The organism is Rickettsiella endosymbiont of Aleochara curtula (genome assembly GCF_964030935.1).
In the GTDB taxonomy this organism is placed as follows: domain Bacteria; phylum Pseudomonadota; class Gammaproteobacteria; order Diplorickettsiales; family Diplorickettsiaceae; genus Aquirickettsiella.
This window is the reverse complement of record NZ_OZ034990.1, coordinates 939499-965080: the sequence shown is the minus strand read 5'-3', so window position 1 is coordinate 965080 and position 25582 is coordinate 939499. Positions and strand designations below refer to the sequence as shown.

Below are 25582 nucleotides of genomic sequence, written 5' to 3'. Positions count from 1 at the left end.
CTCACTTCGCTATATAATTAGCGCATTTAAACCCGTTATTTGGAACATTAAACAATGTTTAAGAAATTCTGGCCTATTTTTCTAGCCTTATTATTGATCACCTCATTAACATCCGCTAAAGAAGCGTTTACCTTAAAGGCTAGAACCGGAGAATTTACTATTGATCCAGTAACTTTGGCTATTTCGGTTGCTCCTAGCGAAGATGCAGCAGCGATTAGTTTGACACAAGAAGAGCGTCCGTTTGACGAGGTAAAAGATCTAAAAGTCGATAGTAAAACAGCTCAATGGACTTACCCGCATCTTAAAATGCAAGTTAATGTTGTTGTAGATGAACAAGGCCTAAAATTTTCTTTCAAAACCAATAAAGAACAAATCTTTCAATGGCCTATAGCAGGATTAACCCCACAAGCTAAAGCTTTGGTTATTCCAGATGGAGAAGGTTTATATATTCCCAATCACGATACCTTCTGGCGTAAAGAATTTAATAAATATCCTAGTTTAACCTTAAGCATTCCTTTCTGGTCAATAGAATATCCTGATGAAAATTATGTAAGTTATATTTGGGGTGACCATGATGTTGATACTGATGCGCAAGTTCGTGAAAAACAAGCCCAGCTTTACGTGATAAACGAACACCATTTTTTAAAAAGATCACATTTCCCTGAATATACTTTATTAGTACATTTGACTGGGGATAGTCCGATTAGTCCCGCGTTGGACTATCGAAATTTACTAATAAATGAAAATAAATTTGTTTCACTCAAACAAAAAATTCTAGAAAATGCCAATGTGAATAAATTACTAGGCGCTTTCCATATTTGGGTGTGGGGTGACGGTAAAAGCTTAGCTATGTTGGATGAGTTGGAAAAATTAGGTATTAAGCATGCTTTAATAAATTATGATGCTAGCCCGGTTCAGGATGGCGCTAATATTGAAAAAGAATATATTCGTAAAGCTGAAAGCATGGGTTATTTAATAGGGCCTTACGATAGTTTTGATAATGCTCAAAACCCAAAAACTTCAGATAGTATAACTTCAACCTGGCCGAATCACTTGTGGCCAGAAGCCTGTATTCGAAATCCCAATGCATCTGTTCTAACTGGGTTTGCAAATCGTGGCTGCTATTTAAGTTCAGAGGCACTTCGGCTAAGAGAATCTAGGCAGAAAAATATCGCAAACCAAGTCGAAACAATGTTGAATAAAGGGGACAATACACTGTTCTTAGATTGTGATGCGGCCTATCCACTTTATGATGATTATTCAAAACATCATCCTATGACACGTGGGCAAGATTTAAACAATCGCTTAGAACGGATGCGGTTTATTTGTAGTACCCAAAAGATAGTGTTGGGTTCTGAAACAGGATTGTCTTGGGCAAATCCGACTATCGCTTATAATAATGGTGCTTTCTTGGCATTTCCAGAAGCCTTTTGGCCTGCTTTAAAAGATAAGCAACATTTTGGTGTTTGGTGGCCTAGCAATGCTCCAAAAGTTCTATTCCAACCTTATAATGCACCGGATAAATTCATTCGTGCCTCTTACAATCCACGTTATAGATTGCCATTGTACGAAGCGGTATTTCATGACTCAGTGATTACAACGGATAGATGGGAACTGAATGAATTAAAGATTCCTGCAATTAGAAAAACTAAAGCATTATTACAAAATCTTTATAATGTTCCTCCAATTTGGGTATTAGATCAAAAAACATTACAAAAAAATAAAAAATACTTTGCTGCTTACTATAATTTTTTCTCTCCGCTACATCAAATGACTGGTTTAGAAGCGTTGACAACATTTGATTGGCTAACTGATGATCATTTAGTGCAACAAACACAATTTGGAAATCGACTTATCTTAACCGCTAATTTTTCCGATAAATTCTATGAAGATATAGCGCCCCATTGTATTCAAGCCGAATGGAAAGAAGATGGTAGTAAATCTTTATTTTGTCCAAGAAATTAATTTTTTATACTAGATCTTTTTATTTATCTAATTTAATCTAAGCCACTTCAGTTTACTAAAAATAATAAAAAAATACTGAGTGGCTTGTCGTAACAAATTTATTTCAATCTGGAATGAAATAAAAAAATTTCCTAGCTTTATGGGTAAGACGACCGCAGTGGATCAGTTAAATGATACCACCGCCTTTCCTTGGTTTTTGAATTTCTCCAAAAATTTTTCTGCAGATTATCGTAAATGTAAGAGTAATAGTTGGGATTATTTAATTTCTATTCATGACTTTAAAAATTCTGATGAGTATATGAGTCCAATTGAACAGGATCCAGTATATAAAAGATTCTATTTAATACGAAAGTATAATGAACGCTTATTATTTTACTCTAAAGATAAAACCAATCCTTGGATCATTGACGATCGAGACGATGCTTGTGTAATTCTACATAGAAAAAACTATTTCGAATTTGAAAATAGTTTATCAATTATAATTGATAAAGAAATAGAAAAGAAAGTTTTTAATAAAACTTTATTAACCAAAAAAGAAATTCAATTAGAAAGAAGGCGGCTTTCTCATCTCGCAAAACTAGCGCTGTTAAAAACATATAAAGACGAGAGTTTAACAGAGTCTGATATTGCTACATTGATAACCAATTTGGATAGCCAAGCCGTTATTAACCAGTTTCAGTGGCTTATGAATTCAGAAGTAAATTATGGTTCGATTCAGAATGAAATAAAAAAATTAAAACAACAACAAGAAAAAATAGCAAAAGAATTAAGCGTTTATTTTTTAAAAGAAACTGAAGTTATAAAGATTTACTCGATTACGTCGATTTGGGAAAAAATAAACAAATTCGTAATTAAAAACAAGCCGATGCAATTTTTTTCGTTGTTTTGGTATGGATTGAGTACTCACGCCAATTTATTAAGTTGGATTAGTTTTTTACTGCTATTTTTTTGCTTATCATTATCAAACTATCCAATCATTTTTATAATATTAGGTATATCCTTAGGTAGTTATCTGATTTTCCGACTTGTATATTTAGTTAAAAAAGAATCAGTAATCTTTCCGAAAATATCCACAATCGAAGCCGAGCAGATTTTAGATCGGGTAAAAATAGAAGTATTCAATGAAGAAAAAAGCAAAAATGAATTTAAATTAATTCATCAGATAGTTTATGATTTATTCAAGAAAGACATAAATTTAAATGAATTTTTAAATTCACTTTCGAACATACAGAAGAATTTTGATCCCATTTATCGACCCTCATTAAATAGCTTAGAGTCCAAACTTTATCAGTATTTAACAGAAGTCTATCCTAAAACACAGTTTATAGCTTCATTAACGATTAATTTAAGCAGTATAGTACTTTATACTTATTTATTAACTTGGGCTATGCATAGTGTTTTAATGATCTTAGGCGCGATTAGTTTTGCAACTATTGTCGCTTCTCCTCTAGCGGTTGGGGTTTTAATTTTAATTACGGCTAGTTTTTTTCTGATAAGTCATCTTTGTGAATTTCGTTCGAGAGAAGATCTCTATCATCGAACTATTTCAAATAGAATTAGTGAGAAAAGTGAATATTCATTTAGAGATAAATATGGAACACAGCAAATTATTCGAATAGAAAAATGGAAAAAATTTGAATATCTACAGGATAATATCAATTTTTTAGAAATTGGGTTTAAAACTTTTTTTGAAAAAAATAAACTAGACAATTTAAATAATAAATTTTACTATTTATTTAATAGCTATGTGCTTAAAAAAAATGTTTATAATTCTTACGAACAAGATCAGGTATTAGGTGACGGCGGAAGTTTTTTCAAAAGTATTAAAAAGTTTTTGAATCGATTTTTCGCATTCTCTGGAGGAGGTTTTTATGGATATAACTTAACTCAACAAATTGTATGGAAGAGTAATCTAGGAATTCATACGCTTGTTAAGACGCTGACTTTACCTATTTTGTTAATATTCGTTCATTTAATTATTATAAATGGTATAGCTAATCTCATTACCTATCACTTGCATAGTAGACAGCGAAATCGTTTTGAAATGGCAAAAAATTTAGATAGCAGATTAGAAGTTTTAGAGCAAGCGAATAAAAAGCTATTATATCTAGCAAGCCTTTTAAGTTTAGAGCTTAAGCATTCACCTAATCCAGTTGTTGATTTGAGCGCTAATCTAGAAACAGCATCAGATTTATTGTTATCCAATACAAATATTCTCTCCCAAAAAAAAACTAATCATTTTTGTTTTTTTAAAGGGAAACATCAAGAAATAAATCCAAATAAAAAAAATGAAATATCACGTTCAATGCTAAATATATAGAACTTGAAGTTTAAAATATTAAAAATTAATTTTAAATAATCTTTTATAATACTAGTTTTATGTTAGGCTTAATTAATATGAATTCAGGATTTCTGCGACAGAAAAATTTTATTGCCCTTAGCTCTGAATTCGCATTATACTTTTTAATTAGAACATTATTAGTTTGCTAGATGAGGGATTTTCTATGGGATATACAATTACTGTTGGAGCTGATAAATCAGTTTTATTGTCAGACAACGACCAGATTAATAAAAATAAGATTCTTTTCTTAAAGAGTCCCAATAAGAATCTCAATGCTCTGGAGGAGAAGCTTTCTATTTTACAAGAGTCTCCTTCTATTCTAATTACTGAAAACACAGAATGGTTTTCTATAGAAACAGAAGAGCCTATTCAAGAATTTGTTGATTCATTAAAAAACTTGAATTTTTTGGAGCAAGATATCTACGAAAAATTACAGAGTTTGTTTCCCGTTAATCCAGTAGGCAATCAACTCTATAATGCGATTAAGGACTATGTTGTTAAAAGTTGTAACAGTGATGAACTTCATTTTACAACCTATTCGTTTGCAGAACGATGTTTACGTTTCCTAATCGCTTTATTAACTTTACCTATATCTATTTTTAGAATGCACCTAGTTAATGAAGGAGAGATAGCTTTAGTGTTATGTTCTGGAAAAGCTGAAATTCTACCGCCAGGGTGGCATGTCATGCTCGCGCCCACCACTGAATTTGTTGGTAAAAGAAGAATAGACGAGCCTTACATTCAGCATGGTGCAATGAAATTGGTTCGGGTTCAAGAAGGTCAGTTAGGTTATGCTCAGGATACTAAGGCGGGAAAGCATTTATTCTTGACGCCAGGGTTCCATATGATCCCCCTTGCTACGACCAAATTTATTAAATTTTTAGATTTAGAAAGGGAAATCAATGAACTAGATCCTGGCAAGTTGGTTTCAATTAGGACAGGAACAGAAGGGGTTGTTTATGATGAGGAAGGACGGCTAGTGATGAAAAAGCCAGGAGTTCATTTTATCGTCCCGCCTTCTAAACTAATAAAAATTATATCGACTCAAGATAGTATTATGGAATTGCCAGATGCTACTTATGAGAGTAGCGATTATGTGCCCCTGAAAATCAAGGCTGATGTATTTTATAGAATTACTAATACTGAAAAAGTATGTAAGAAAATTGATCCTAACCTGCTGGATAAATACATTCATGATACAGCGATAGCTACTTTAAGCGGTATTATTCGAAATTCTACCTTTAAAGAAATTGGCCAAAGTTCTACGCCTGCCTATAGTGGTTCTAATTCGAGTACTCAGCAAGATTTAAATAATTCAGAGTTATCCCCGCCCCCCTATTCTTTTTATTCAAAAGTGCATGATGCCTTTATTCGGGAATTGCAGCGTCATGGGATCCATGATTTAGGAATAGATATCTTTAATATTAGAATTGAATCGTTAAGCATACAGGATCAGGACTTAGCTAAGACTATTGCTTCACAGTCTCTCCTGTTTGTTGAAACGCAAGCTAAATTAGCTAATATGGAAGCTGGCAATCAAATTCAAGAGTCTGATGCTAAACAAAAGGCAAGTAGCCGACTTATTGAAGCACAAGCACAAGCAACGGCTATTACAATGCAAGCAAATGCTGAAGCAGAGGCTATTGAGATCAAAGCAAATGCCGAAGCAAAGGCTATTAGAGTAACAGGAGAAGCACACAATCAAACTTTAATAGGTAAATGGAAGGCTTTAGCAGCGGGGGGTAAGGCTGTGGAAGGTAATCCTACAGCGCAGCAAGCTGGGTTGATGCAGGTAAATAATGAACAACTAACAGGTGTGCAAAAGGTAATTTATTTACCAAGTACAATGAGGCAAGACATAACAGGAGGTCTTGTAAACTGTGGGATTTTTGGTGGGAATAATGATAATCCTGCATTGAATTCGGCTAGTTTTTTGCCGCAAAACACAGAGCATCAAAAGGTTTTTACACAGTAAATATATTCGAGTCTGTAAATAAAATTATGTAATTAGTAAGGCAGGTTCAGTAACTAAGGCAAATTGCGAGGTTATTGAAAAACACATATGGAAAAATTCGCCGCTTGTTAATAATCAAGGCGATTTATTGCCGACTTTAGAAGAAACAAAATTCATTAACGAACTCATAAATCAATAAATTTGGCAAAGTGGATAGTTTAGTTTATAACTTTCTTTAAGCTTTATGGGCAAGAAGTTAAATATTGAAGGAAGTTGTTTTGGAAATTTACTTAGTCGGTGGGGCAGTACGCGATCAATTATTGGGTTTTCCGGTAAAGGAACGTGATTATGTCGTCGTGGGCGCGAGTCCAGAGGAAATGTTAAAGCAAGGCTTTCGTTTGATTGGTAAGGATTTTCCAGTCTTTCTTCATCCTAAAACTCACGAAGAATATGCATTAGCGCGTACAGAGCGCAAAATTGGGCCTGGTTATAAAGGTTTTTCCTGCTATGCAGCGCCTGACGTTACGCTTGAGGATGATTTACAACGTAGAGATTTGACGATTAATGCAATGGCGCAAAATAGCAGTGGTCATATTATCGATCCTTTTCAAGGCCAGAAAGATATTGATAATAAGTTATTACGACATGTCTCTCCTGCCTTTAGCGAAGATCCGGTACGTATTTTACGCGTAGCACGTTTTATGGCGAGGTTTGCGCCATTAGGCTTTCGAGTGGCTAAAGAAACCATGGAGCTAATGAAAGCCATGGTATCTATCGGTGAAGTGCAGGCGTTGGTTTCAGAACGAGTTTGGCAAGAATTTTTCAAAGCGCTCACTGAACCTGCGCCACAAGCTTTCATTAAAACTTTGTATGAATGCGGCGCATTAGCGGTGTTATTTCCCGAACTGCAAGAATTATATGTGCAATATGAACGTATAGCGGATCCACGCTCTCTAGGGCAACATAGCTATTTAGCTGTTTTGGAAAAAGTGGTGGCGTTGACTGATGATCCGCAAGTACGTTTCGCAGCAATACTATGTGATTTAGGTAAGGGTGTTGCAAAAGAAGAAACCGAAGGGGGAATTCATAAGATACAAGCATTATGTCAGCGCTATCGTATACCTCGTGCCTATGCTTCACTTGCTGTCACAGCGGCAGCCTATCATCTACTTTGTCATCGCGCTTTAGAACTAGATGCTCAATCTTTGTATAGGTTACTAGAGAAAACTGATGCGTTTAGACAATCTTCCCGCTTAGATCAGTTTTTATTGGTTTGTGAAGCAGATTTTCAAGCTTATTCTGGACTAGGCAAAATTATTTATTTGCAAAAAGATAGAGTGTTAGCGGCTTTTGCTGCGGCTAAAAAAGTATCTGCAAATAGGATAAAAAAATCGGGTATTACTGGCGCAGCGTTAGGGAAAAAACTAGTTGAGCAGCGTGTTAAAGCCATATCAAATTTTTTGCGAGAAACTTAATACCGCTATCAAAAATTCAAGTGCGAAAATTATACTTGAGCTCTTAGATAATGATCCATAATGACTAAAGCCGCCATTGCGTCAACAATAGGGACAGCTCGCGGTAGAACACAAGGATCATGTCTGCCTTCAGTCACTAGCTCTACCACTTCGTTTTGTAAATTAAGTGTTTGTTGCGGTTTACTAATGCTCGAAGTTGGTTTAAATGCGACACGAAAATAAATATCTTCACCAGTGGAAATACCGCCTAAGGTGCCGCCGGCATGATTCGAAGTAAATGTTGGTTTACCATTTTTAATAAGCATTTGATCATTGTGTTCACTACCACGCATACCGGCTCCCTTGAATCCTGAGCCAATTTCAAATCCTTTTACAGCATTAATGCTTAGCATGGCTTTACCTAAATCTGCGGATAATTTATCAAAAACAGGTTCACCTAATCCTGGGGCGACATGACGTATCACACATTTGATAACGCCACCGATGGAATCACCTTCTTTTTTTACATTTTCCACTAATTGGATCATTTGCTCAGCTAAAATAGGGTCTGGACAACGAATCATATTGGTTTCAACTTGCCTTGGAGTTACCGTTTGATGATCGATCTGCGTAGACAAATGCCCGACTTGCTCTACGTAGCTAATAATTTCAATATTTAATTTTTGCTTTAAGAATTTTTTTGCAATAGCTCCCGCAGCGACTCTAGCCAATGTTTCTCTAGCACTAGCACGGCCACTGCCACGAAAATCACGTCGCCGATATTTCATCATATAGGTAAAATCAGCATGTGAAGGTCGATATATATTTTTTAATGTTTCATAATCTTCTGGCCGCATATCGGCATTATAGGCTAGCAGTAATATCGGTGTACCTGTGGTTTTTCCCTCAAATACACCGGATAATACATGAATGGTGTCGCGTTCATTTCTGGGGCTAGTAATATGACTTTGTCCTGGTTTGCGCCGATCTAACTCTAATTGAATGTCGTGTTCTGAAATTTCCAATCCTGGGGGACAGCCATCAATTATCACTCCCACAGCTCCGCCATGTGATTCGCCGCAGCTGGTTATTTTAAATAATTTTCCAAAAGAATTGCCGGCCATGTTATTCCTTAATTGTTTTTTTTATTGCTAGTTTAACGATTTTATCGGTAACAGGATGAACATAATTACCATTATTTATATAGATACTGCTAATGTCACTTAATAGTGTGTAATGTACTTTCCCTAATCGAACTTTTTTATCGATTTTTGTTGCTTGCAGGATTTCTGCTGGATTATATTTTTGTAGATCTTTTCCATAAATGCCTAACTGTGCGAGCAGTTTTTTTATTATTAATAAAGCTTTGCTATTTAATAAATCTAATAAATAAGAAATATTTGCTTCAACTAATATGCCATAAGCCACGGCATATCCATGCAATAAGGTATAATTTGATAGCTTTTCTAAGGCATGGCCGATAGTGTGGCCAAAATTGAGAACGCTACGCTCACCTTGTTCTTTTTCATCTCGACCTACAACAGCGGCTTTAATTTTAACTGCTTTGGTGACAATTTCTTTCAAATATATGGCGCTTCCTTGGATAAGATACCTAAGATGTGATTCCGTGTAATGCAGGCTTTTTGCATCATAAGTTAAAAACATTTTAATGGCTTCTATTAAACCATTAATTATATTTTTTTTGGATAAAGTTTTTAATAATATAATATCGATAACAACACACAGAGGTTGATAAATAACCCCTATCAAATTTTTACCATATATCGTATTGATGCCCGTTTTTCCGCCGATACTACTATCCACCATAGCTAATAAAGTAGTTGGAATTTGGATGTAAGGAATGCCGCGTAAATAAGTTGCAGCAATGAATCCAGTCAGATCTCCTACAATCCCACCACCTAGGGCAATAATTAACGTATCCCGATTACAACCATGTAACTGCATGTTATTTTCTAACATTTGTTTAGTTTTATAGGTTTTAAATTTTTCACCTGCTGGGAACGAAAATAATAAATTTTTGTAGCCTGCTTGCTGCAAACATTTTTGTAATTCTAAGCCATAAAGTTTTTTCACAGTATGGTCAGTAATAATAACTATTTGTTGGAATGCTAAGCTTGGTAACCAAGCAGAAAAATCATATAAATTAGCTCCAATAATAACAGGGCAGTTTATGCTTTGTTCGACAGGCATGGGCATAGAAATTTTATTTAACATGATTGTACTTCTTGGGCTAAGGTAAGTAATAGATTTTCGGTTTGTTCCCAATTTAAACAAGGATCGGTAATCGATAAGCCATTTAAGTCGATAGAAGTAGAATTACAAGCTTCAAGCTTTTGATTTCCTTCCTTTAAATAACTCTCTAGCATGAAGCCTTTCATTAAACGGCGTAATTCCGGAAACATTTTTAAGTACTGCATAATCTCAGAAATAGCAGTAAGTTGTGCTCGATGATCTTTTTTTCCATTAACCAAGCTATTATCATGGCTAACATCAATAACCACCGCTGGGTTTTTTATTTGCTGCGCCAGCATAGGTTGCTTTATAGATTCAAGATGTGCGCGCGAATAATTTGGCATTTTATTGCAACCACGCAAAACCAAATGGGCGTAGGGATTCCCAGGTGTTCGTATTTCATAGCCATGCATAGCAGCGATATGTGAATGCTGTGCAGCGACGACGCTGTTGATACTCACATCAATAGCACCATGTGTTGGATTTTTCATGCCTACAGGACAATCTGCAGCGGATGCAAAAATTCGATGTTCATGATCTTCACTACTTCTAGCGCCAATCGCAAACCATGAAACTAACTCTAGAAACCCGCGTGAATTATGTGTAAATAGACATTCATCAGCGATAGGTAATCCGATTTCCACAATCTTAACCATCATCTCGCGAACATAATGCATCCCTGCTTCAATATTAGGTTCAGCATACGGATCAGGTTGATTAAGCGGGCCGGTCCAACCTTTGGTGGTGCGTGGTTTTTGAATATACACCCGCATAACAATTTTTAATGATTGCTTGACGCGCTCATTCACTTTTAATAAACGTTCTGCGTATTCCAGCACCGCAGCCTTGGGCCATGCTGAACAGGGACCGATAATCATTAATAAGCGACGATCTTGACCGGCTAAAATATCCTTTATTTCTCGCCTGTCGAGCATAATTTTTTGGTGTCCTTCGGCAGATAAAGGACATAACTGAATAATCTCTTCTACGCGAGGTAATTTTTTAAGTTGTACATAATTCATAAAAAAATCGCTGTTTGGTCTTGTATTAATATTTTTCTAAGTTTTTTTATAATCGTCGGCGTAAGATATTGACCGGTTAGCAATTCGATTTGTTTCAATCCTTGACCTATAAACATATCTAAACCAGAAATAATGTTTGCGCCTTGTTTTTTTGCTTGTTTTAACAGTGGAGTCATTAACGGGTTGTAGACCATATCAAACACAACTTGCTTTGGATTAAATGCATATACTGGTAGCGGTGACGTATCTACATTTCGGTAAAATCCAAGGGGTGTCGTGTTGATGATGATATCGATCGACAGACCATCTAGTTCATTACTGGTAACAACTTTTCCACCAAATTTTTTTGCTAAAACCGTTGCTTTTTTTGATGTTCTATTTATCCAAAAAAGTTGGGCTTGGTTTTTTTTGAGAAAATAGGCCGCGCCTCGCGCCGCACCCCCTGCACCAATTATCAGAACTTTTTTATTGCCGACGGCGATATGGCGTAAGGCAAAATTGATTCCATCAATATCTGTATTGTATCCATACAATTTCCCATCACGTTGAATAATGGTATTGGTCGCTTGTAATTGCTTGACTTCATCACTGCAATGATCGAGATAGTTAATTGTTTTTTCTTTAAAAGGTGAAGTTACCGCTGTGAGTGTAATCCCTAATGTTTTTATTACAGTTATCAATGATTTAAGCGGTAGCAAGCGGGGCTGTGCTAAGAAAATTGCATTGATCCCGAGTAATTGATAGCTAAAAGCATGTAACATAGGACTTTGCGAATGTTCTAGTGGATAACCAATCACCATGTTTAATTGTGTTTTGCTGTTTATTTTCATGATTTTAAATATTCTATTAAGGTATTCAACGCTTCTCGATAACCTTGTTCTTTCTTACCGTTTATGACTTTTATACAAGCCGGTGCAATGACGGATTGTTTTCTCCACGCTTCGCGATGCTGCGTATCAGATAAATGTACTTCCACAACTGGTAAACCAGTATCAATTAGAGCGTCATGTAAACCATAGCTATAATGCGTAAATGCCCCTGGATTAATAATGATGCCCACGCAATATTTACTTTCCGATTGCAATTTATTAACTAAATTACCTTCATGATTTGATTGATAGGAAATGATTTTAAATCCGTGTTTTTTCGCTTCTTGAGTAGTGATAGCGTCAATATCTTTGAGCGTTAAATTGCCGTAATGCATGGCATCGCGTTGACCTAAAAGGTTCAGATTCACTCCATGTAATAGCAATAACTTAGACATAGTGGTTTTGTTCCGTGTTCATTTGCAGATGAAAAAGCGCCTCGTTGACAGCGTGATCGATAGAATGGTTGTTATTGATAGTAAAAGCTGCCAATTTTCGGTAAGTTTCACTGCGTTCATCCCATAAGCGACTAAATGATGTATAGCAATCTTCATTCGCATCAAAATAACTAGGACGACCTTCGATCATAATGCGCTCAAATACGATGCCACGTGGTGCGACTATATGCAGTAAACGATACGGTTTTAGCAGGTCTTGATTGGACTGACTTATCGTCGTGCCGCCACCTAAAGAAATCACGCAGGCCGGTAATTTAAGTGCTAAATGTAATGCTTCTGACTCTAATTGGCGATAATAATTTTCGCCATGTGATTGCATAATTTCGCGACAAGAAAAAGTTTCGAGAAAATATTTCTTATGTAACATTTCGACTTCTCTGTCGAGATCAATAAAGCGTTTATTAAGTGCTTTTGCTAAATGTCTACCTATCGTTGTTTTACCCACGTGTTTAAATCCGATCAGAATGATCGGGTTATTAGTGTCGGTGTTTTTCAAACTTATGTTTGCACCTATTTTTTGCATGGAGATAACAAAATCAGGATAGGTTTTGTTAATGGCTATTGCGTCTGTTATCAATGTTGTTCCGCTTGCGATCATTCCAGCAATTGTAAGTGCCATTACCGTACGATGATCACCAAATCCCTTTACCAAACTGCCTTTTAAATTACTTTGGTGTACGATGATTCCATCTGGATTTTCTTCGATTTTTGCACCCATTTGTCTTAGCCCGGATGTTATCGAATGAATGCGATCGGTTTCTTTAATTCGGGCGTGGATGACATTATAAATTTCAGTTTTGCCGGTTGCTTGTGTGCCTACGACGGCCAAGGTCGGTAACAGATCGGGTATATCATTGGCATCAATTCGTATTCCCGTTAATGATTTGTTGCCTCTAATTTTTACATTATTTCGACCCACCTCTATATTTGCGCCCATGTCCTGTAAAATACTTATTAATCGTTTATCTCCTTGACCATCATTATTGTTTAATCCTAGTATTTTCACTTCTCCTGGAATAAGCGCTGCAGCAGCAATCAGGTAAGATGCTGAGGAAAAATCGCCGTTGATCCGTGTATGAACAGGTTTATATTCTTGCTTTCCAGGGATATGAAAAATATCTATATTAGCAACATGTTGATGCGTGTAAATGATTCTTTGTCGTTGCAACCAATCCAGCGTCATATCAACATACGGACGTTCATGTAAATCTTTTACCGTGACGACACTATGGTTTTCAGCGCATGGTAATCCCATCAATAAAGCCGATAAATATTGAGAACTAATGCCTGCTATCTCAGTAACTCCGCCTTTTAATTTACCCCGCACTAAAAGCGGTAAATGCCCTTCGTCACCAATATACTGGATATGCATGCCCAGATTATTTAATGCATCGACCAATGGTTTAATGGGTCTTGCCTGCATTTGTTGGCCACAGCGAAGCAGGATAGGGCTAGTATAATTTTTACGTAATCCTAATAATGGCAGTATAAATCGCGTGGTTATACCTGAATTTCCGGTGTTAATTTCAGTGGCCGCAGGGCTGAAAGGAATCCCTTTGCTCTGTATAGTGAGCTTATGCGCTGTTAAATGAATGTTTGCTCCTAATGCCTTACATGTAGCGATAGCCGCTCGTGCGTCATCACAGCTCAATGGATTAAACAAAGTCGATTCTCCCTTGGCAAGTAATGCAAATAGCATGCCGCGGATACTTTGCGATTTCGAGCTAGGTGAGAGGATACTCCCACTTAAAGCTATGCTTGGATTTACGATAAGCGTCATTTTTCGTTACTCATTATTGACTATACTCTTGTAACGTTGTATCATTACAAAAGTATATCATAACGAGACTTTACGAATGATGCAAGCTTTACCCTTCGATGAATTTCAGCAGTACGCCAAAGATGCCCAGCGTGTAGCGGTTTTTAAAGAGATTCCTGCTGATCAGCTAACTCCCACCCAGATTTATAGTCTGTTGAAAAAAGTCTATGCGACAGAAGGGGCTATGTTTGAGGATCTCCATCAAAGAGATGTCGTTCGTTACTCTTTTATATGCTTTGAGCCTATTGCAAGCCTGAGTAAAAATGATGTCGATGATAATCATCCATGGGTAGAGCTTCGGGATTTACAGTCACGTCTAAGCTTTGCAACGCGATCCAAAGTTGCCGATTTAATTACTAGCGCAATAGGTTTTATTACTTATGATGCGGTGCGTTATTTTGAAGAAATATCTGCCCATCAAGTCGTTGATAATGGATTGCCATTAATCGAATTTAATTTTTATGCTCTAAATCTTAGTTTCAATCATGAAAAACAAACCTTGTTAATTAGTTACTTGGTTGCAGTAGGGGCCGATCCAGCGCAAGCCTATTATCAGGCGCAACAGAAAATAGTCACTATTATCGAACTTTTAAGCACAGCGGTTTATGAAATAAAGCTGCCGGCTACACGACAAATAACTGATTCGGTCGAAGTTGATATATCCGATGCGGATTTTATGCTTAAAGTAGAAAAAGCTAAGGATTTTATTATCCAAGGCGATGCTTTTCAGATTGTTATCTCGAGATGCTATAAATGTAACTATTTTGTTTCTCCTTTAGATATTTATACAACTTTACGCCGAGTTAGTCCTGCTCCGTTTATGTTTTATTTTACTAGCGGTGCAAATGTCATTATTGGTGCCTCGCCTGAGCGCTTGGTCAGTGTGCATAACAAAAAAATTACCGTAAATCCTATTGCAGGTACACGTAAGCGTATGAAAGATCGCAGTGATCTATCGACCGAAGAAGATTTATTAAATGACCCCAAGGAACGAGCAGAGCATATGATGCTGGTTGATTTAGCCAGGAATGATGTCGGTGCGGTCAGTGTTCCTGGTAGCGTGCAGTTAAAAGATTTTTTCCAAGTAAAACATTATTCTCACGTCAGTCATATTGCATCGACTGTCACGGGTGAGTTACAAGAAAAGTATGATGCTTTAGATGCTTTTGCAGCGGTTTTTCCAGCCGGAACACTCAGTGGGGCCCCAAAAATTCGTGCCATGCAAATCATTAATGAATTAGAGACTACTAGCCGAGGATTATATGGTGGAGCTATTTGTCGTATTGATGCATTAGGAAATTTAGATAGTGGTATCGCCATTCGAATGGCCATACTCCAAGAAGGTATAGCGACCATCCGAACGGGAGCGGGTATTGTGTATGACTCAAATCCTGCTGCCGAAGCGCAAGAAACCTATCAAAAAGCAGCTGCTATGTTGGATGCCATTAGCCAAGCACATGCGAGAGAATAAGATGTTATTAATTATAGATAACTACGATAGTTTTACTTACAACCTTTATCAAGCTGTGGCACCTTCTTATAGCGACGTCTGCGTTATTCGCAATGATAAAATTACTATCAATGATATTAAACGAATGTCACCGGCGGGAATTATTTTATCTCCGGGTCCTGGGCGACCTGAAACAGCAGGGATTTGCGTTGCTTTAATTCATGCTTTAGTAGCGGGTGAACTTTCAGCATCACTGTTAGGTGTTTGCTTGGGCCATCAAGCTATAACCATTGCTTTAGGCGGACGTGTTATTCAGTCGGAGGAAATTGTCCACGGTAAAGATGATATTATTTTTCATACGCAAATGGGTTTATATCAAAAGCTTACTCAGCCATTTAAAGCAGGTCGTTATCATTCATTGATTGTAGAGCGCGCAACATTGCCTGCTACATTGATCATTGAAGCTGAAAATAAGCAGCAAGTTATTATGGGCGTGCGGCATTACCAATTACCTATTTATGGTGTCCAGTTCCATCCTGAATCTATTTTGACACCAGCAGGATCACTTTTATTACAGGAATTTCTTGCCATCTGCAATAAAAAACTCAAAAACAGGCGCGCATGTTGCTTAAATCCAGTATAGAAAAATTGATGCGTGGTGAAGATTTGCAAAGCCATGTTTGTCAACAAGTGGTGGATGAGATTTTATGTTCGACTACTAATCCATTACAGATTGCTGCTTTTTTAGTGTTATTAAGAGCTAAAAATGAAACAGCAGATGAATTATCAGCTATTGTGAAAGTATTGCGTAACAAAATGGTAGTGGTGCCGACCGAGCATACGGTACTCGATATCGTCGGAACAGGTGGCGATGCCTCGAATACCATAAATATTTCTACAGGCAGCGCGATTCTTGCTGCAAGTTGTGGGATTAAAGTCGCTAAACACGGTAATCGTTCGATATCGTCATTAACAGGTTCCGCAGACGTGCTGGAAGCCTTAGGTGTGAATATTCAATTAACCCCGGATCAAGTTAGCAAAAGCATAGCTCAAATTGGCATTGGTTACTGTTACTCGCCTAATTTTCATCCTATGACCCAAGCGCTGCGCCTGTTTCGTAAAACATTAAATGTTCCTACCACCTTTAATATTTTAGGTCCGTTATTAAATCCTGCTAATGCCGCCCATATTGTTTTAGGCGTGCTTGATGAAGCATTGCTGCCGATTATGGCAGATGTGTTGTTACAAACAGGTAGTGATCGGTCAGCGGTGGTGCATAGCATGGGCTTAGACGAAATTAGTTGTGTAGGACCTACAAAAATTATTGAGCTGAAACAACAGAAAAAATTTGAATATATGATTGATCCGTTACAGTTTGGCTTGCAACGCTGCACGATTACGGATTTGCGTGGCGGAGATGCAGAAATTAATGCAAGTCTGTTGTTAGATACTTTCAATGGAAAACGTGGAGCTATTGCAAATACACTTATTTTAAATACAGCCGTTGCTCTCTACATTTATGGATTATATCCATCAATCTCGGAAGCTTTATTACACGCAAGTGATAATTTATATAGCGGAAAAGCCTTAAGATTATTAAATGACTGGATAGCATTTTCTCATGACTAACCGACTCACAACGATACTATTGGAAAAACAGCGGGAAATAGCTGCTTTGCACCAGCGATTAGCCGGTAATAACAGTCATCCCATCGCAAAGGTAATGCGTGGCGAATTACAACTTAAGCATGCATCAAATTTCAAGGAGGTGCTGAACACTCCCGTGCTTAGCATAATTGCCGAAATTAAACGTAAATCACCGAGTAAAGGCGAGTTGGCAGCTATTCGAGATCCTATCGGCTTAGCAGAACGTTATATTTCAGGAGGGGCTAACGCGTTATCGATTTTAACGGATAAGAAATTTTTTGCGGGTGATATTGCTGATCTGAGTCAAGTGGCAGAAGCAATAGACGATCGAAGCATTCCAATTATTCGTAAAGATTTTATTATCGATAAGATACAGATTGCAGAAGCCGCCGTTGCCGGAGCAAGTGCAGTATTGTGTATTATCGCTGTTCTTGGGGAAAAGACTAAAACTCTATTGGACTTCGCGCGTTCGATTAAGCTTGATGTACTTGTTGAAATTCATGATCAGCATGAACTTGCGTTCGCTTTAGATTGTGGCGCAGAGATCATCGGTGTTAATAATCGTAACCTTATGACATTCATTGTAGATACGCAGCATGCGCTGCAAATGGTCTCGGCAATACCGGATAACATTATTAAAGTTGCAGAATCTGGTATCACACACCCTGCTTTAGCAAGAGAATATTATCAGGCGGGTTATGATGCCGTATTAATTGGTGAGTCATTAGTTAGGTCTGATAATCCTGGACAATTTATCAGAGAATGTTGTCATGACTAATTATTTAGTAAAAATTTGTGGGGTTCGTGATGCTGAAATGGCATCGCAGGCAGCTATAGCAGGCGCCAACTTGATTGGAATTATTTTTCACCCTATTTCACCGCGTTATGTTGACATAGAACAAGCCATAGTTATTTCTAAAGCAGCAAGAGCATCAGGTGCATTGCCTGTAGCTATATTTGTTCATCATCCCGCGATTGAAATGCAGCGCCTTTGTGAACTTACTAATATCACTACCGTTCAGTTACATGGTGCTGTATCACGAGCATCCCATCATTTATTACCCCAAGAATATCAACGCATCTATGTGCAAACCGTTTCAAAGCAAGGTGAATTACAAATTGATGATGGTTTGCGCTACCTTGATGCTGATCGGGATTTAATTTTGATTGATCATAGTTACCCTGGACAGGGAAATAAAATTAATCAAGCCTTTTACTATGATTTACCTTTTCGCTGGTTATTAGCAGGCGGGTTGACAGCATTTAATGTGGTAGCAGCGATTAATGCTATGCAACCCAATGGCGTCGATGTATCGAGTGGCGTTGAGTTAAATAAAGGAAATAAAGATATTTTTCTCATTAAGCAATTTATTAAATCCGTAAGAGGCAATTTTCATGTTAGCTAAAGATGGCTTAGTCGATGATAAAGGTCGCTACGGAGAGTTTGGTGGCATATATCTTCCAGAATTATTAATGCAGCCTATCGAAGAGCTTATCGTTGCTTGGAATAACGCCAAAAAAGATCTTATTTTTAAAGAAGAATTGAACTTTGTATTAAAAAATTATGCAGGGAGACCCACTGCATTAACCGAAATCCCTGCTTTTGCTGCAAAAATTAATGGGCCGAGAATTTTTTTAAAACGAGAAGATTTATTACATACAGGTGCACACAAATTGAATAATGCTTTAGGTCAGTGTTTATTAGCCAAAAGAATGGGTAAAGCGCGTGTCATTGCCGAAACTGGAGCGGGTCAACATGGTGTAGCGACAGCAGCGGCCTGTGCACGACTTGGGCTGAAGTGCGTGGTTTATATGGGCAGTAAAGATATGCAACGTCAGTCAGCCAATGTATCGCGCATGCAGTTGATGGGCGCAGTAGTTATTGCTGTTGAACAAGGTTCAGCGACTTTAAAAGAGGCAGTGAATGAAGCACTGCGCGATTGGTCTGCATCATTTGGTAACACACATTATTGTTTGGGTTCTGCACTAGGTCCGCACCCTTATCCGGCGATGGTTGCAGAATTTCAAGCCGTTATTGGTAATGAATCTCAGCAACAATGTCAGCAACAAATTGGCGGCAATCCTAATGTAGTTATCGCCTGTGTGGGTGGGGGTTCTAATGCCATTGGATTATTTTCAGGATTTTTCTCTGATAAAGCGATACGCATGATAGGTGTAGAAGCCGGAGGGCATGGCAAGCAACTTGGGGAACATGCAGCACGATTTTACACGGCGAGTGCTGGTGTTTTGCATGGTTGTTATACTTTTATATTGCAAGATCAGCATGGACAAATTGCTCCGACGAGCTCGATTTCAGCCGGTTTAGATTATCCTGCAGTTGCTCCGCAGCATGCCGAACTCTTTAAGCGCCAACGTGTTGAATATGTGGCGGCTACAGATCATGAAGCCATACATGCATTAAAGTTATTAGCTAGAACAGAAGGTATTATTTGCGCGCTAGAATCCGCACATGCTTTAGCACATTTAATTAAAATTGCACCCACACTTCCGAAAGAACAGGTCGTGCTTCTGAATTTATCAGGTCGTGGGGATAAAGATCTGCCACAATTAATGGAAAAAGATGTAATTTAGATGAAAACCCTATCGCGAATACAACAATTATTTCAAAACGGTAAAGCATACACTGCCTATTTAACTGCGGGTGATGGTGGGACGGAATCTACACTGGATGCGGCGCTTGCATTAATTAATGGTGGTGTAAACATGCTAGAAATTGGCGTACCTTTTTCCGATCCTATTGCTGATGGACCTATCATTCAGCGTGCATCGCAACGATCATTGGCAAAAGGAACTTGCTTAGCAGATGTTTTATGGATAACAAAGCAAATTCGCCAACGGAATGATATCCCAATTATCTTATTTAGTTATCTAAATCCGATATTGTCTGTGCTGCAATCTGATTTTTTACCCGCAGCAAAAGAAGCAGGCATTGATGGCCTCTTATTAGTAGATTGTCCTTTAGAAGAATCAGATTCCATCCGCCAACAATGTATTAAAAATGACATAGCCCTTATTTATGTTATTGCACCAAGCACCTCCTTGGCGCGTATTAAGAAAATCGATGCCTATGCTCAGGGATTTTTATATTATGCTTGCCAGAAAGGCACTACGGGTCTGCGTAATGAATTACCTGAAGATTTTCAAGGAAAAATTAACGCGGTGAAATCTATGGTGGATCTACCCGTTATTGTTGGATTTGGTATTTCAAATCAAGAAACAATATGCCGAGTATTAAAGTATGCTGATGGAGTTGTTGTAGGGTCGTTATTTGTTAAGGCATTGGAAGAAGGGGCAAGTCCATCGACTTTAACAATACTTGCAGAAAACTTATATCCGAAGCCAGTACATAATTGATATACAGGGTTGCTTTTGCAATAATAGAGTATTAATCAATTTTTACAGGCACATTATATGAATCAAGCAGGTTGGCGCGATTTTATTAAATTGTGCTTAAAGACCGATAATGAAAAGGTATTATCTTCATTATTCGATTTTATTTTAACCCAAGAAGAAAAAGAGAGCATAGCTTTACGCTATTTGATTATAAAAGAATTACTTAAACAGGAAAAGACGCAGAGAGACATGGCTAAAGATCTGCAGGTAAGTATTGCCAAAATAACACGTGGATCGAATGAGCTGAAACGGACATCACCTAAACTTGTCGAATTTTTAAAGAAAAATATATATAATCTACGCACTTGATATGGTCTGCGCTGCCACGCAACTCGCAATCTTCATGTGGCTTGAATAAACGAAGCTTTGCTTCATTCTCGCGGCGCCTTACCAAAAACCCAATTGCTGTGAGAAAAATTTTCCATATTTGAAATGATAGATCTCAATTTATCCTTTATTTGCGCATTGAAATCGTTGCAAGCGATAGCAGAGTCTCTTAGAATGTCACTCACCTACGAGCGTCTGCATTGATGAGGTATCCTTTGTATATAGACCAAGTCTTCTATACAAATGCGATGAGTATTACTTAAAGAATAGGTTGTTATTTTAAGGACCAACATTTATTTATGTTAAGTGATGAGCTGCTAAGCTATGCAAAAAAACTCGGTTTTGGCGAAATTTTTTTTAAGATAGATCAGATTAATCAACTTTGTGCCATTGTAGCGATACATAGCACACGCTTAGGTCCTGCTTTAGGCGGCTGTCGTTTTATCGAGTATACATCCATAGACTTTGCTATTCATGATGCTTTACGTTTAGCACAGGGAATGAGTTACAAAGCAGCATTAGCTAATTTACCTTTAGGCGGAGGTAAAACTGTGTTAATGCGCCCTAAAGAATTGTCAGATCGCACCGCTTATTTCCGCGCACTAGGTCGCTTCGTTAATGAATTTAGGGGGCGCTATATCATTGCGATGGATAGTGGTGTGGTGATTGAAGACATGGATAGCATTGCCCTCGAAACACCCTATGTCGTGACTACTTCTAAGCATAAAGGGAATCCTGCTCCTTATACTGCTTTAAGTGTGTTATATGGTATTGAAGCAGCGGTTAAATTTAAACTTCATCTTGACCATTTAGAAGGTGTGCATGTTGCCATACAAGGGTTGGGACATGTGGGTTTTGCTTTAGCCAATGCATTGCAAAAAAAAGGCGCTCGTTTAACAGTTTGTGATAGTAATACCGAACTAATGCAACACTACGCAAAAGATTTGCAGGCTAAAATTGTGCAGCCTGAGGAAATTTATGCAGTAGAATGTGATGTTTTTTCCCCTTGTGCTTTAGGGGGTGTTCTGAATGATAATTCTATTTCTAAACTTAATACAGCGATAGTAGCCGGTTCAGCTAATAATCAATTAGCTGAACCGCGACATGCAGAAGTTTTACATCAAAAAGGGATTTTATATGCTCCGGATTTTGTTATTAACGCGGGCGGCTTAATTTATGCTTATGCTGAATATCAAAATCGCTTGAATCGGGAACATGTGGTGCAACACATATCAACAATTTATAGTACACTCTCTGAGATATTCAAATGTGCACATGATGAAAATAAACCCCCTAGTATGGTAGCTGATAGCTTGGCTGAGTCACGATTAAATAGTATTTAAAACTATTTCGATCAGATAGCACTTTTTAAAAGAGGTTAAATATGAGCGAGGTTGCGAGATTCTCTATTGAGTATACTCGTTTTCTGGGTCCTAACGGCGAAGCTCAACAAGATTTGCCAGCATTTACGCATAATGTTCACGAATTATTAAAATTGTACCAGCAAATGATGCTCACGCGTCTATTCGATTACAAAGCGGTGGCCCTACAGAGAACAGGTATGCTTAATACGTATGCTTCGACGCTCGGACAAGAAGCCATTTCTGTTGGTATAGGTGCAAGTATGCAAAAAGAGGATGTCTTATGTCCTTTTTACCGTGATTATGCTGCGCAACTGATGCGCGGTGTAAAAATGAGTGAAATTCTTAGTTATTGGAAAGGCAATGAATGGGGTAATCATTTTAGTGAATGTCCTCTAGATTTTCCTATTTGTGTACCGATAGCCACGCAACTTTTACATGCCGCAGGTGTTGCAACTGCGTTTAAACTTCGCAAACAAGCAAGAGTGGTTGTAGCAACCTGTGGGGATGGAGCGACATCTGAAGGTGATTTTTACGAGGCTTTAAATATCGCGGGTGTATGGAAGTTACCTATTGTATTTGTCATTGACAATAATCAATGGGCAATTTCTGTGCCGCGTAAATATCAGTCTCATGCACAAACTTTAGCGCAAAAGGCCATTGCTGCAGGAATTCATGGTGAGCAGGTTGATGGAAATGATATTATTGCCATGAAATTTGTGATGGATAAGGCGGTGGCTAAAGCTCGTGATGGACATGGCCCGAGTCTCGTTGAGGCCTTAAGCTATCGATTATGCGATCATACCACTGCCGATGATGCGAGCCGCTATCGTCGTGAGGAAGAATTACAGCAAGCATGGCAAGCAGAACCCTTAAGACGTTTAAAAAATTATTTAATTAATCGGAAAAGCTGGTCGGATGAACAAGAGGAGAACTTTAAAAAAGAATGTGAAAAAAAAATCGAAACTGCTGTGACTGAATATCTTTCTTTAGCTAAACCTGCAGTGACTGACATATTTGATTATCATTTTGCGGAATTGCCGCATGATTTAATCGAACAACGTATCGAAGCTGAGGCATTGTTTATGTTAAGCAAGGATTTTGTCGATGCTTGAAATAACCTTGATAGAAGCGATTACGCAGGCATTAGCCTACGAACTGTCAGTCGATAAAGAAGTTGTGTTATTGGGCGAAGATATTGGTATCAATGGTGGTGTATTCCGAGCAACAACTGAATTATTTAAAAAATTTGGTGCCGATCGGGTTTTAGATACACCCTTAGCCGAGTCGATGATAGCCGGACTTAGCATTGGGATGGCAACACAAGGTTTAAAACCAGTGGCTGAATTTCAATTTATGGGGTTCAGTTATCCCGCATTAGATCAAATTATCAATCATGCAGCGCGCTTTCGAAATCGTACGCGTGGACGTTTACATTGTCCTTTAGTGTTTCGCATGCCATACGGTGCAGGGATACATGCCCCTGAACATCATTCTGAAAGCACCGAAGCTCTTTTTGCGCATATTCCAGGCTTACGCGTGGTGATTCCTTCATCACCTGCACGAGCTTATGGCTTATTACTTGCCTCAATTCGAAATCCTGATCCAGTTATTTTTTTAGAACCAACACGTCTTTATCGTTTAAACAAACAAAAAGTAGTTGATACCGGTGAAGCGTTGCCGTTAGATCAAAGTTTTATTTTAAGAGAAGGGAATGATATTACTTTGATTAGCTGGGGTTCGATGTTGCATGAAACTTTATTAGCTGCAGATAAATTATTACAAGAAAAAAATTTGCATGCTGAAGTCATTGACGTTGCTACGATTAAACCTTTAGATATTAATACGCTTTTAACCTCCGTGGAAAAAACGGGCCGATGCGTCATTATCCATGAAGCAGCTCGTTTTTGTGGTGTTGGTGCAGAAATTGCAGCTCAATTGAGTGAAAAAGCATTTCTGTTTTTACAGGCACCCCTACAGCGTGTTACGGGTTATGACGTAACGGTTCCTTATGCGCAGTTAGAAAAACAATATTTACCCAGCGTCACTAGGATTTACAATGTGATCGAGCAAACATTGGAGTTTACATGACCACGTTTAATTTGCCTGATTTAGGGGAAGGTTTGCCGGATGCAGAAATTCGGGAATGGTATGTCCAGCCAAATGATGTGATTAAAGTTGATCAACCTATGGTTGCAATGGAAACTGCCAAAGCATTGGTAGATATTCCTGCGCCTTTTAGCGGTAAAGTAATGAAACTTTATGGTAAAGCAGGTGATATCATTAAAACAGGAGAAGCTTTACTTGATATTGAAGGTGAAAATCCAACTAAAAAAAATAGTGATCAAGCCACTGTTGTCGGAAATTTGCAATTAGGTGAGGCTATTCTTGAAGAATCTCCTTTAGGGATCCCACCTAATAAAACCTCGATATCGCATCAGTATGGGATTAAAGCAACGCCGGCTATTCGAGCCTTAGCAAAAAAATTCCAGATTAATTTAAACGATTGTAAGGGTACCGGTCCCGATGGACAAATTCTGGTAGCCGATATCCAAAAAAGGCTACAGCAAAAATCCAGCGAAAAAACAGTATCAATTTCAACCTCATCTCCGCTTCCACCCGGTTATGAACCATTACGCGGCGTGCGCCGTGTAATGGCAAGCACCATGAAACAAGCGCAGCAATCCATCGTGCCTGTAACTTTGGTTGACGATGCCGATATCCATGCTTGGCCAGAAAAAACAGATATTACTTTACGGCTTATTCGTGCGGTTATGGCTGCTTGTCAGCGTGAACCACGACTTAATGCTTGGTTTGATGAATCACAGTTAGCCTTATGTCAACATAGTCGGATTGATTTAGGTATCGCTATGGATGCATCCGAAGGCTTATTTGTTCCAGTGTTAAAAAATATTGCGCAAGAGAGTGCAGTTAATTTAAGAAAAGCCATCGATAAATTTAAACTTGAAGTAAAAAATCGTAGTGTTTCACCCGATGATTTACTAGGAGCAACTTTTGTATTATCCAATGTAGGTGTTTTCGCAGGGCGTTATGCAACACCCATTGTTATTCCGCCTATGGTTGCGATTCTAGCCGTTGGGCGGATTAATGAGAAAGTTGTTACTGAAGAGGGGAAAATAAGTGTACATAAACAATTGCCTTTATCTTTATCCGTGGATCATCGTGTCATTACCGGCGGCGAAGCGGCGCGATTTTTATCGGCTTTAATTATTGATTTACAAGCAGCGTGA

At 38.0% G+C, this 25582-nt stretch carries 22 protein-coding genes; 16 read left to right on the top strand and 6 right to left on the bottom strand.

Going from position 1 to position 25582, the window contains the following annotated elements:
• Positions 1–54 precede the first annotated feature (54 nt).
• The 4 genes from AAHF87_RS04190 to AAHF87_RS04175 all read left to right on the top strand — a co-directional run bounded on the left by AAHF87_RS04190 (position 55) and on the right by AAHF87_RS04175 (position 7735).
• On the top strand, positions 55–1965 hold the full coding sequence (locus AAHF87_RS04190; RefSeq protein ID WP_342147221.1) for a glycoside hydrolase: 1911 nt from the start codon (positions 55–57) through the stop codon (positions 1963–1965).
• A 139-nt stretch (positions 1966–2104) separates the two neighbouring features.
• Positions 2105–4285: a hypothetical protein gene (locus tag AAHF87_RS04185; RefSeq protein ID WP_342147219.1), complete on the top strand. Its 2181-nt coding sequence runs from the start codon at positions 2105–2107 to the stop codon at positions 4283–4285.
• 184 nt (positions 4286–4469) lie between these two features.
• The gene (locus tag AAHF87_RS04180) at positions 4470–6281 is read left to right on the top strand and encodes an SPFH domain-containing protein (protein ID WP_342147218.1); all 1812 of its coding nucleotides are present in this window, start codon (positions 4470–4472) and stop codon (positions 6279–6281) included.
• 257 nt (positions 6282–6538) lie between these two features.
• A complete protein-coding gene (locus AAHF87_RS04175; protein WP_342147217.1) occupies positions 6539–7735 on the top strand; it encodes a multifunctional CCA addition/repair protein in 1197 nt (398 codons plus the stop codon).
• Between the two features lie 29 nt (positions 7736–7764).
• Here AAHF87_RS04175 and aroC read toward each other — a convergent pair whose 3' ends face one another.
• From aroC to aroA, 6 genes are read right to left on the bottom strand one after another with little or no spacing between them, the layout of a single operon-like run.
• Entirely contained in the window at positions 7765–8838 is a 1074-nt protein-coding gene (gene aroC, locus AAHF87_RS04170) for a chorismate synthase (RefSeq protein WP_342147216.1), read from the bottom strand.
• 1 nt (position 8839) lies between these two features.
• Positions 8840–9949 carry a 3-dehydroquinate synthase gene (gene aroB, locus AAHF87_RS04165; RefSeq protein WP_342147215.1) on the bottom strand — a complete coding sequence of 370 codons (1110 nt, stop codon included), beginning with the start codon at positions 9947–9949 and terminating at the stop codon, positions 8840–8842.
• Positions 9943–10989 carry a 3-deoxy-7-phosphoheptulonate synthase gene (locus AAHF87_RS04160; protein WP_342147214.1) on the bottom strand — a complete coding sequence of 349 codons (1047 nt, stop codon included), beginning with the start codon at positions 10987–10989 and terminating at the stop codon, positions 9943–9945. Before AAHF87_RS04160 ends, aroB begins: the two co-directional genes overlap by 7 nt.
• Positions 10986–11819 (bottom strand): shikimate dehydrogenase, encoded by an 834-nt coding sequence (aroE, locus tag AAHF87_RS04155; RefSeq protein WP_342147213.1) that lies wholly within the window; start codon positions 11817–11819, stop codon positions 10986–10988. The genes AAHF87_RS04160 and aroE overlap by 4 nt, the downstream gene beginning before the upstream one ends.
• On the bottom strand, positions 11816–12253 hold the full coding sequence (locus AAHF87_RS04150; protein ID WP_342147212.1) for a type II 3-dehydroquinate dehydratase: 438 nt from the start codon (positions 12251–12253) through the stop codon (positions 11816–11818). Before AAHF87_RS04150 ends, aroE begins: the two co-directional genes overlap by 4 nt.
• Positions 12246–14093 (bottom strand): 3-phosphoshikimate 1-carboxyvinyltransferase, encoded by a 1848-nt coding sequence (gene aroA, locus AAHF87_RS04145; RefSeq protein WP_342147211.1) that lies wholly within the window; start codon positions 14091–14093, stop codon positions 12246–12248. The genes AAHF87_RS04150 and aroA overlap by 8 nt, the downstream gene beginning before the upstream one ends.
• Positions 14094–14169: 76 nt before the next feature.
• Here aroA and AAHF87_RS04140 point away from each other — a divergent pair, with 76 nt between their 5' ends.
• From AAHF87_RS04140 to AAHF87_RS04085, 12 genes are all read left to right on the top strand, one after another.
• Positions 14170–15603, top strand: a complete 1434-nt coding sequence (locus AAHF87_RS04140) for an anthranilate synthase component I family protein (RefSeq protein ID WP_342147209.1) — start codon at positions 14170–14172, stop codon at positions 15601–15603.
• 1 nt (position 15604) lies between these two features.
• Positions 15605–16225, top strand: a complete 621-nt coding sequence (locus AAHF87_RS04135; protein WP_342147207.1) for an aminodeoxychorismate/anthranilate synthase component II — start codon at positions 15605–15607, stop codon at positions 16223–16225.
• Positions 16204–17211, top strand: coding sequence for an anthranilate phosphoribosyltransferase (gene trpD, locus AAHF87_RS04130; RefSeq protein ID WP_342147205.1), 1008 nt, complete (start codon positions 16204–16206; stop codon positions 17209–17211). The genes AAHF87_RS04135 and trpD overlap by 22 nt, the downstream gene beginning before the upstream one ends.
• A complete protein-coding gene (locus AAHF87_RS04125) occupies positions 17204–18007 on the top strand; it encodes an indole-3-glycerol phosphate synthase TrpC (RefSeq protein WP_342147204.1) in 804 nt (267 codons plus the stop codon). Before trpD ends, AAHF87_RS04125 begins: the two co-directional genes overlap by 8 nt.
• Positions 18000–18635 carry a phosphoribosylanthranilate isomerase gene (locus AAHF87_RS04120; protein WP_342147203.1) on the top strand — a complete coding sequence of 212 codons (636 nt, stop codon included), beginning with the start codon at positions 18000–18002 and terminating at the stop codon, positions 18633–18635. Before AAHF87_RS04125 ends, AAHF87_RS04120 begins: the two co-directional genes overlap by 8 nt.
• Positions 18625–19821 carry a tryptophan synthase subunit beta gene (gene trpB, locus AAHF87_RS04115; protein ID WP_342147202.1) on the top strand — a complete coding sequence of 399 codons (1197 nt, stop codon included), beginning with the start codon at positions 18625–18627 and terminating at the stop codon, positions 19819–19821. Before AAHF87_RS04120 ends, trpB begins: the two co-directional genes overlap by 11 nt.
• Positions 19822–20604, top strand: a complete 783-nt coding sequence (trpA, locus tag AAHF87_RS04110; protein WP_342147201.1) for a tryptophan synthase subunit alpha — start codon at positions 19822–19824, stop codon at positions 20602–20604.
• A 57-nt stretch (positions 20605–20661) separates the two neighbouring features.
• Positions 20662–20952 (top strand): trp operon repressor, encoded by a 291-nt coding sequence (trpR, locus tag AAHF87_RS04105; RefSeq protein ID WP_342147200.1) that lies wholly within the window; start codon positions 20662–20664, stop codon positions 20950–20952.
• A gap of 317 nt (positions 20953–21269) precedes the next feature.
• Positions 21270–22313 (top strand): amino acid dehydrogenase, encoded by a 1044-nt coding sequence (locus AAHF87_RS04100; protein WP_342147199.1) that lies wholly within the window; start codon positions 21270–21272, stop codon positions 22311–22313.
• Positions 22314–22354: 41 nt separating this feature from the next.
• Complete coding sequence (gene pdhA / locus AAHF87_RS04095; RefSeq protein ID WP_342147197.1) at positions 22355–23446, top strand: pyruvate dehydrogenase (acetyl-transferring) E1 component subunit alpha; 1092 nt, start codon at positions 22355–22357, stop codon at positions 23444–23446.
• Complete coding sequence (locus AAHF87_RS04090) at positions 23439–24422, top strand: alpha-ketoacid dehydrogenase subunit beta (RefSeq protein ID WP_342147195.1); 984 nt, start codon at positions 23439–23441, stop codon at positions 24420–24422. Before pdhA ends, AAHF87_RS04090 begins: the two co-directional genes overlap by 8 nt.
• Positions 24419–25582, top strand: coding sequence for a dihydrolipoamide acetyltransferase family protein (locus tag AAHF87_RS04085; RefSeq protein WP_342147194.1), 1164 nt, complete (start codon positions 24419–24421; stop codon positions 25580–25582). The genes AAHF87_RS04090 and AAHF87_RS04085 overlap by 4 nt, the downstream gene beginning before the upstream one ends.

Coding starts and splice junctions, on each gene's coding strand:
- AAHF87_RS04190 (WP_342147221.1), top strand. CDS start 55: ATGTTTAAGAAATTCTGGCCTATTTTTCTAGCCTTATTATTGATCACC.
- AAHF87_RS04185 (WP_342147219.1), top strand. CDS start 2,105: ATGGGTAAGACGACCGCAGTGGATCAGTTAAATGATACCACCGCCTTT.
- AAHF87_RS04180 (WP_342147218.1), top strand. CDS start 4,470: ATGGGATATACAATTACTGTTGGAGCTGATAAATCAGTTTTATTGTCA.
- aroC (WP_342147216.1), bottom strand. CDS start 8,838: ATGGCCGGCAATTCTTTTGGAAAATTATTTAAAATAACCAGCTGCGGC.
- aroB (WP_342147215.1), bottom strand. CDS start 9,949: ATGTTAAATAAAATTTCTATGCCCATGCCTGTCGAACAAAGCATAAAC.
- AAHF87_RS04160 (WP_342147214.1), bottom strand. CDS start 10,989: ATGAATTATGTACAACTTAAAAAATTACCTCGCGTAGAAGAGATTATT.
- aroE (WP_342147213.1), bottom strand. CDS start 11,819: ATGAAAATAAACAGCAAAACACAATTAAACATGGTGATTGGTTATCCA.
- AAHF87_RS04150 (WP_342147212.1), bottom strand. CDS start 12,253: ATGTCTAAGTTATTGCTATTACATGGAGTGAATCTGAACCTTTTAGGT.
- aroA (WP_342147211.1), bottom strand. CDS start 14,093: ATGACGCTTATCGTAAATCCAAGCATAGCTTTAAGTGGGAGTATCCTC.
- AAHF87_RS04140 (WP_342147209.1), top strand. CDS start 14,170: ATGATGCAAGCTTTACCCTTCGATGAATTTCAGCAGTACGCCAAAGAT.
- AAHF87_RS04135 (WP_342147207.1), top strand. CDS start 15,605: ATGTTATTAATTATAGATAACTACGATAGTTTTACTTACAACCTTTAT.
- trpD (WP_342147205.1), top strand. CDS start 16,204: ATGTTGCTTAAATCCAGTATAGAAAAATTGATGCGTGGTGAAGATTTG.
- AAHF87_RS04125 (WP_342147204.1), top strand. CDS start 17,204: ATGACTAACCGACTCACAACGATACTATTGGAAAAACAGCGGGAAATA.
- AAHF87_RS04120 (WP_342147203.1), top strand. CDS start 18,000: ATGACTAATTATTTAGTAAAAATTTGTGGGGTTCGTGATGCTGAAATG.
- trpB (WP_342147202.1), top strand. CDS start 18,625: ATGTTAGCTAAAGATGGCTTAGTCGATGATAAAGGTCGCTACGGAGAG.
- trpA (WP_342147201.1), top strand. CDS start 19,822: ATGAAAACCCTATCGCGAATACAACAATTATTTCAAAACGGTAAAGCA.
- trpR (WP_342147200.1), top strand. CDS start 20,662: ATGAATCAAGCAGGTTGGCGCGATTTTATTAAATTGTGCTTAAAGACC.
- AAHF87_RS04100 (WP_342147199.1), top strand. CDS start 21,270: ATGTTAAGTGATGAGCTGCTAAGCTATGCAAAAAAACTCGGTTTTGGC.
- pdhA (WP_342147197.1), top strand. CDS start 22,355: ATGAGCGAGGTTGCGAGATTCTCTATTGAGTATACTCGTTTTCTGGGT.
- AAHF87_RS04090 (WP_342147195.1), top strand. CDS start 23,439: ATGCTTGAAATAACCTTGATAGAAGCGATTACGCAGGCATTAGCCTAC.
- AAHF87_RS04085 (WP_342147194.1), top strand. CDS start 24,419: ATGACCACGTTTAATTTGCCTGATTTAGGGGAAGGTTTGCCGGATGCA.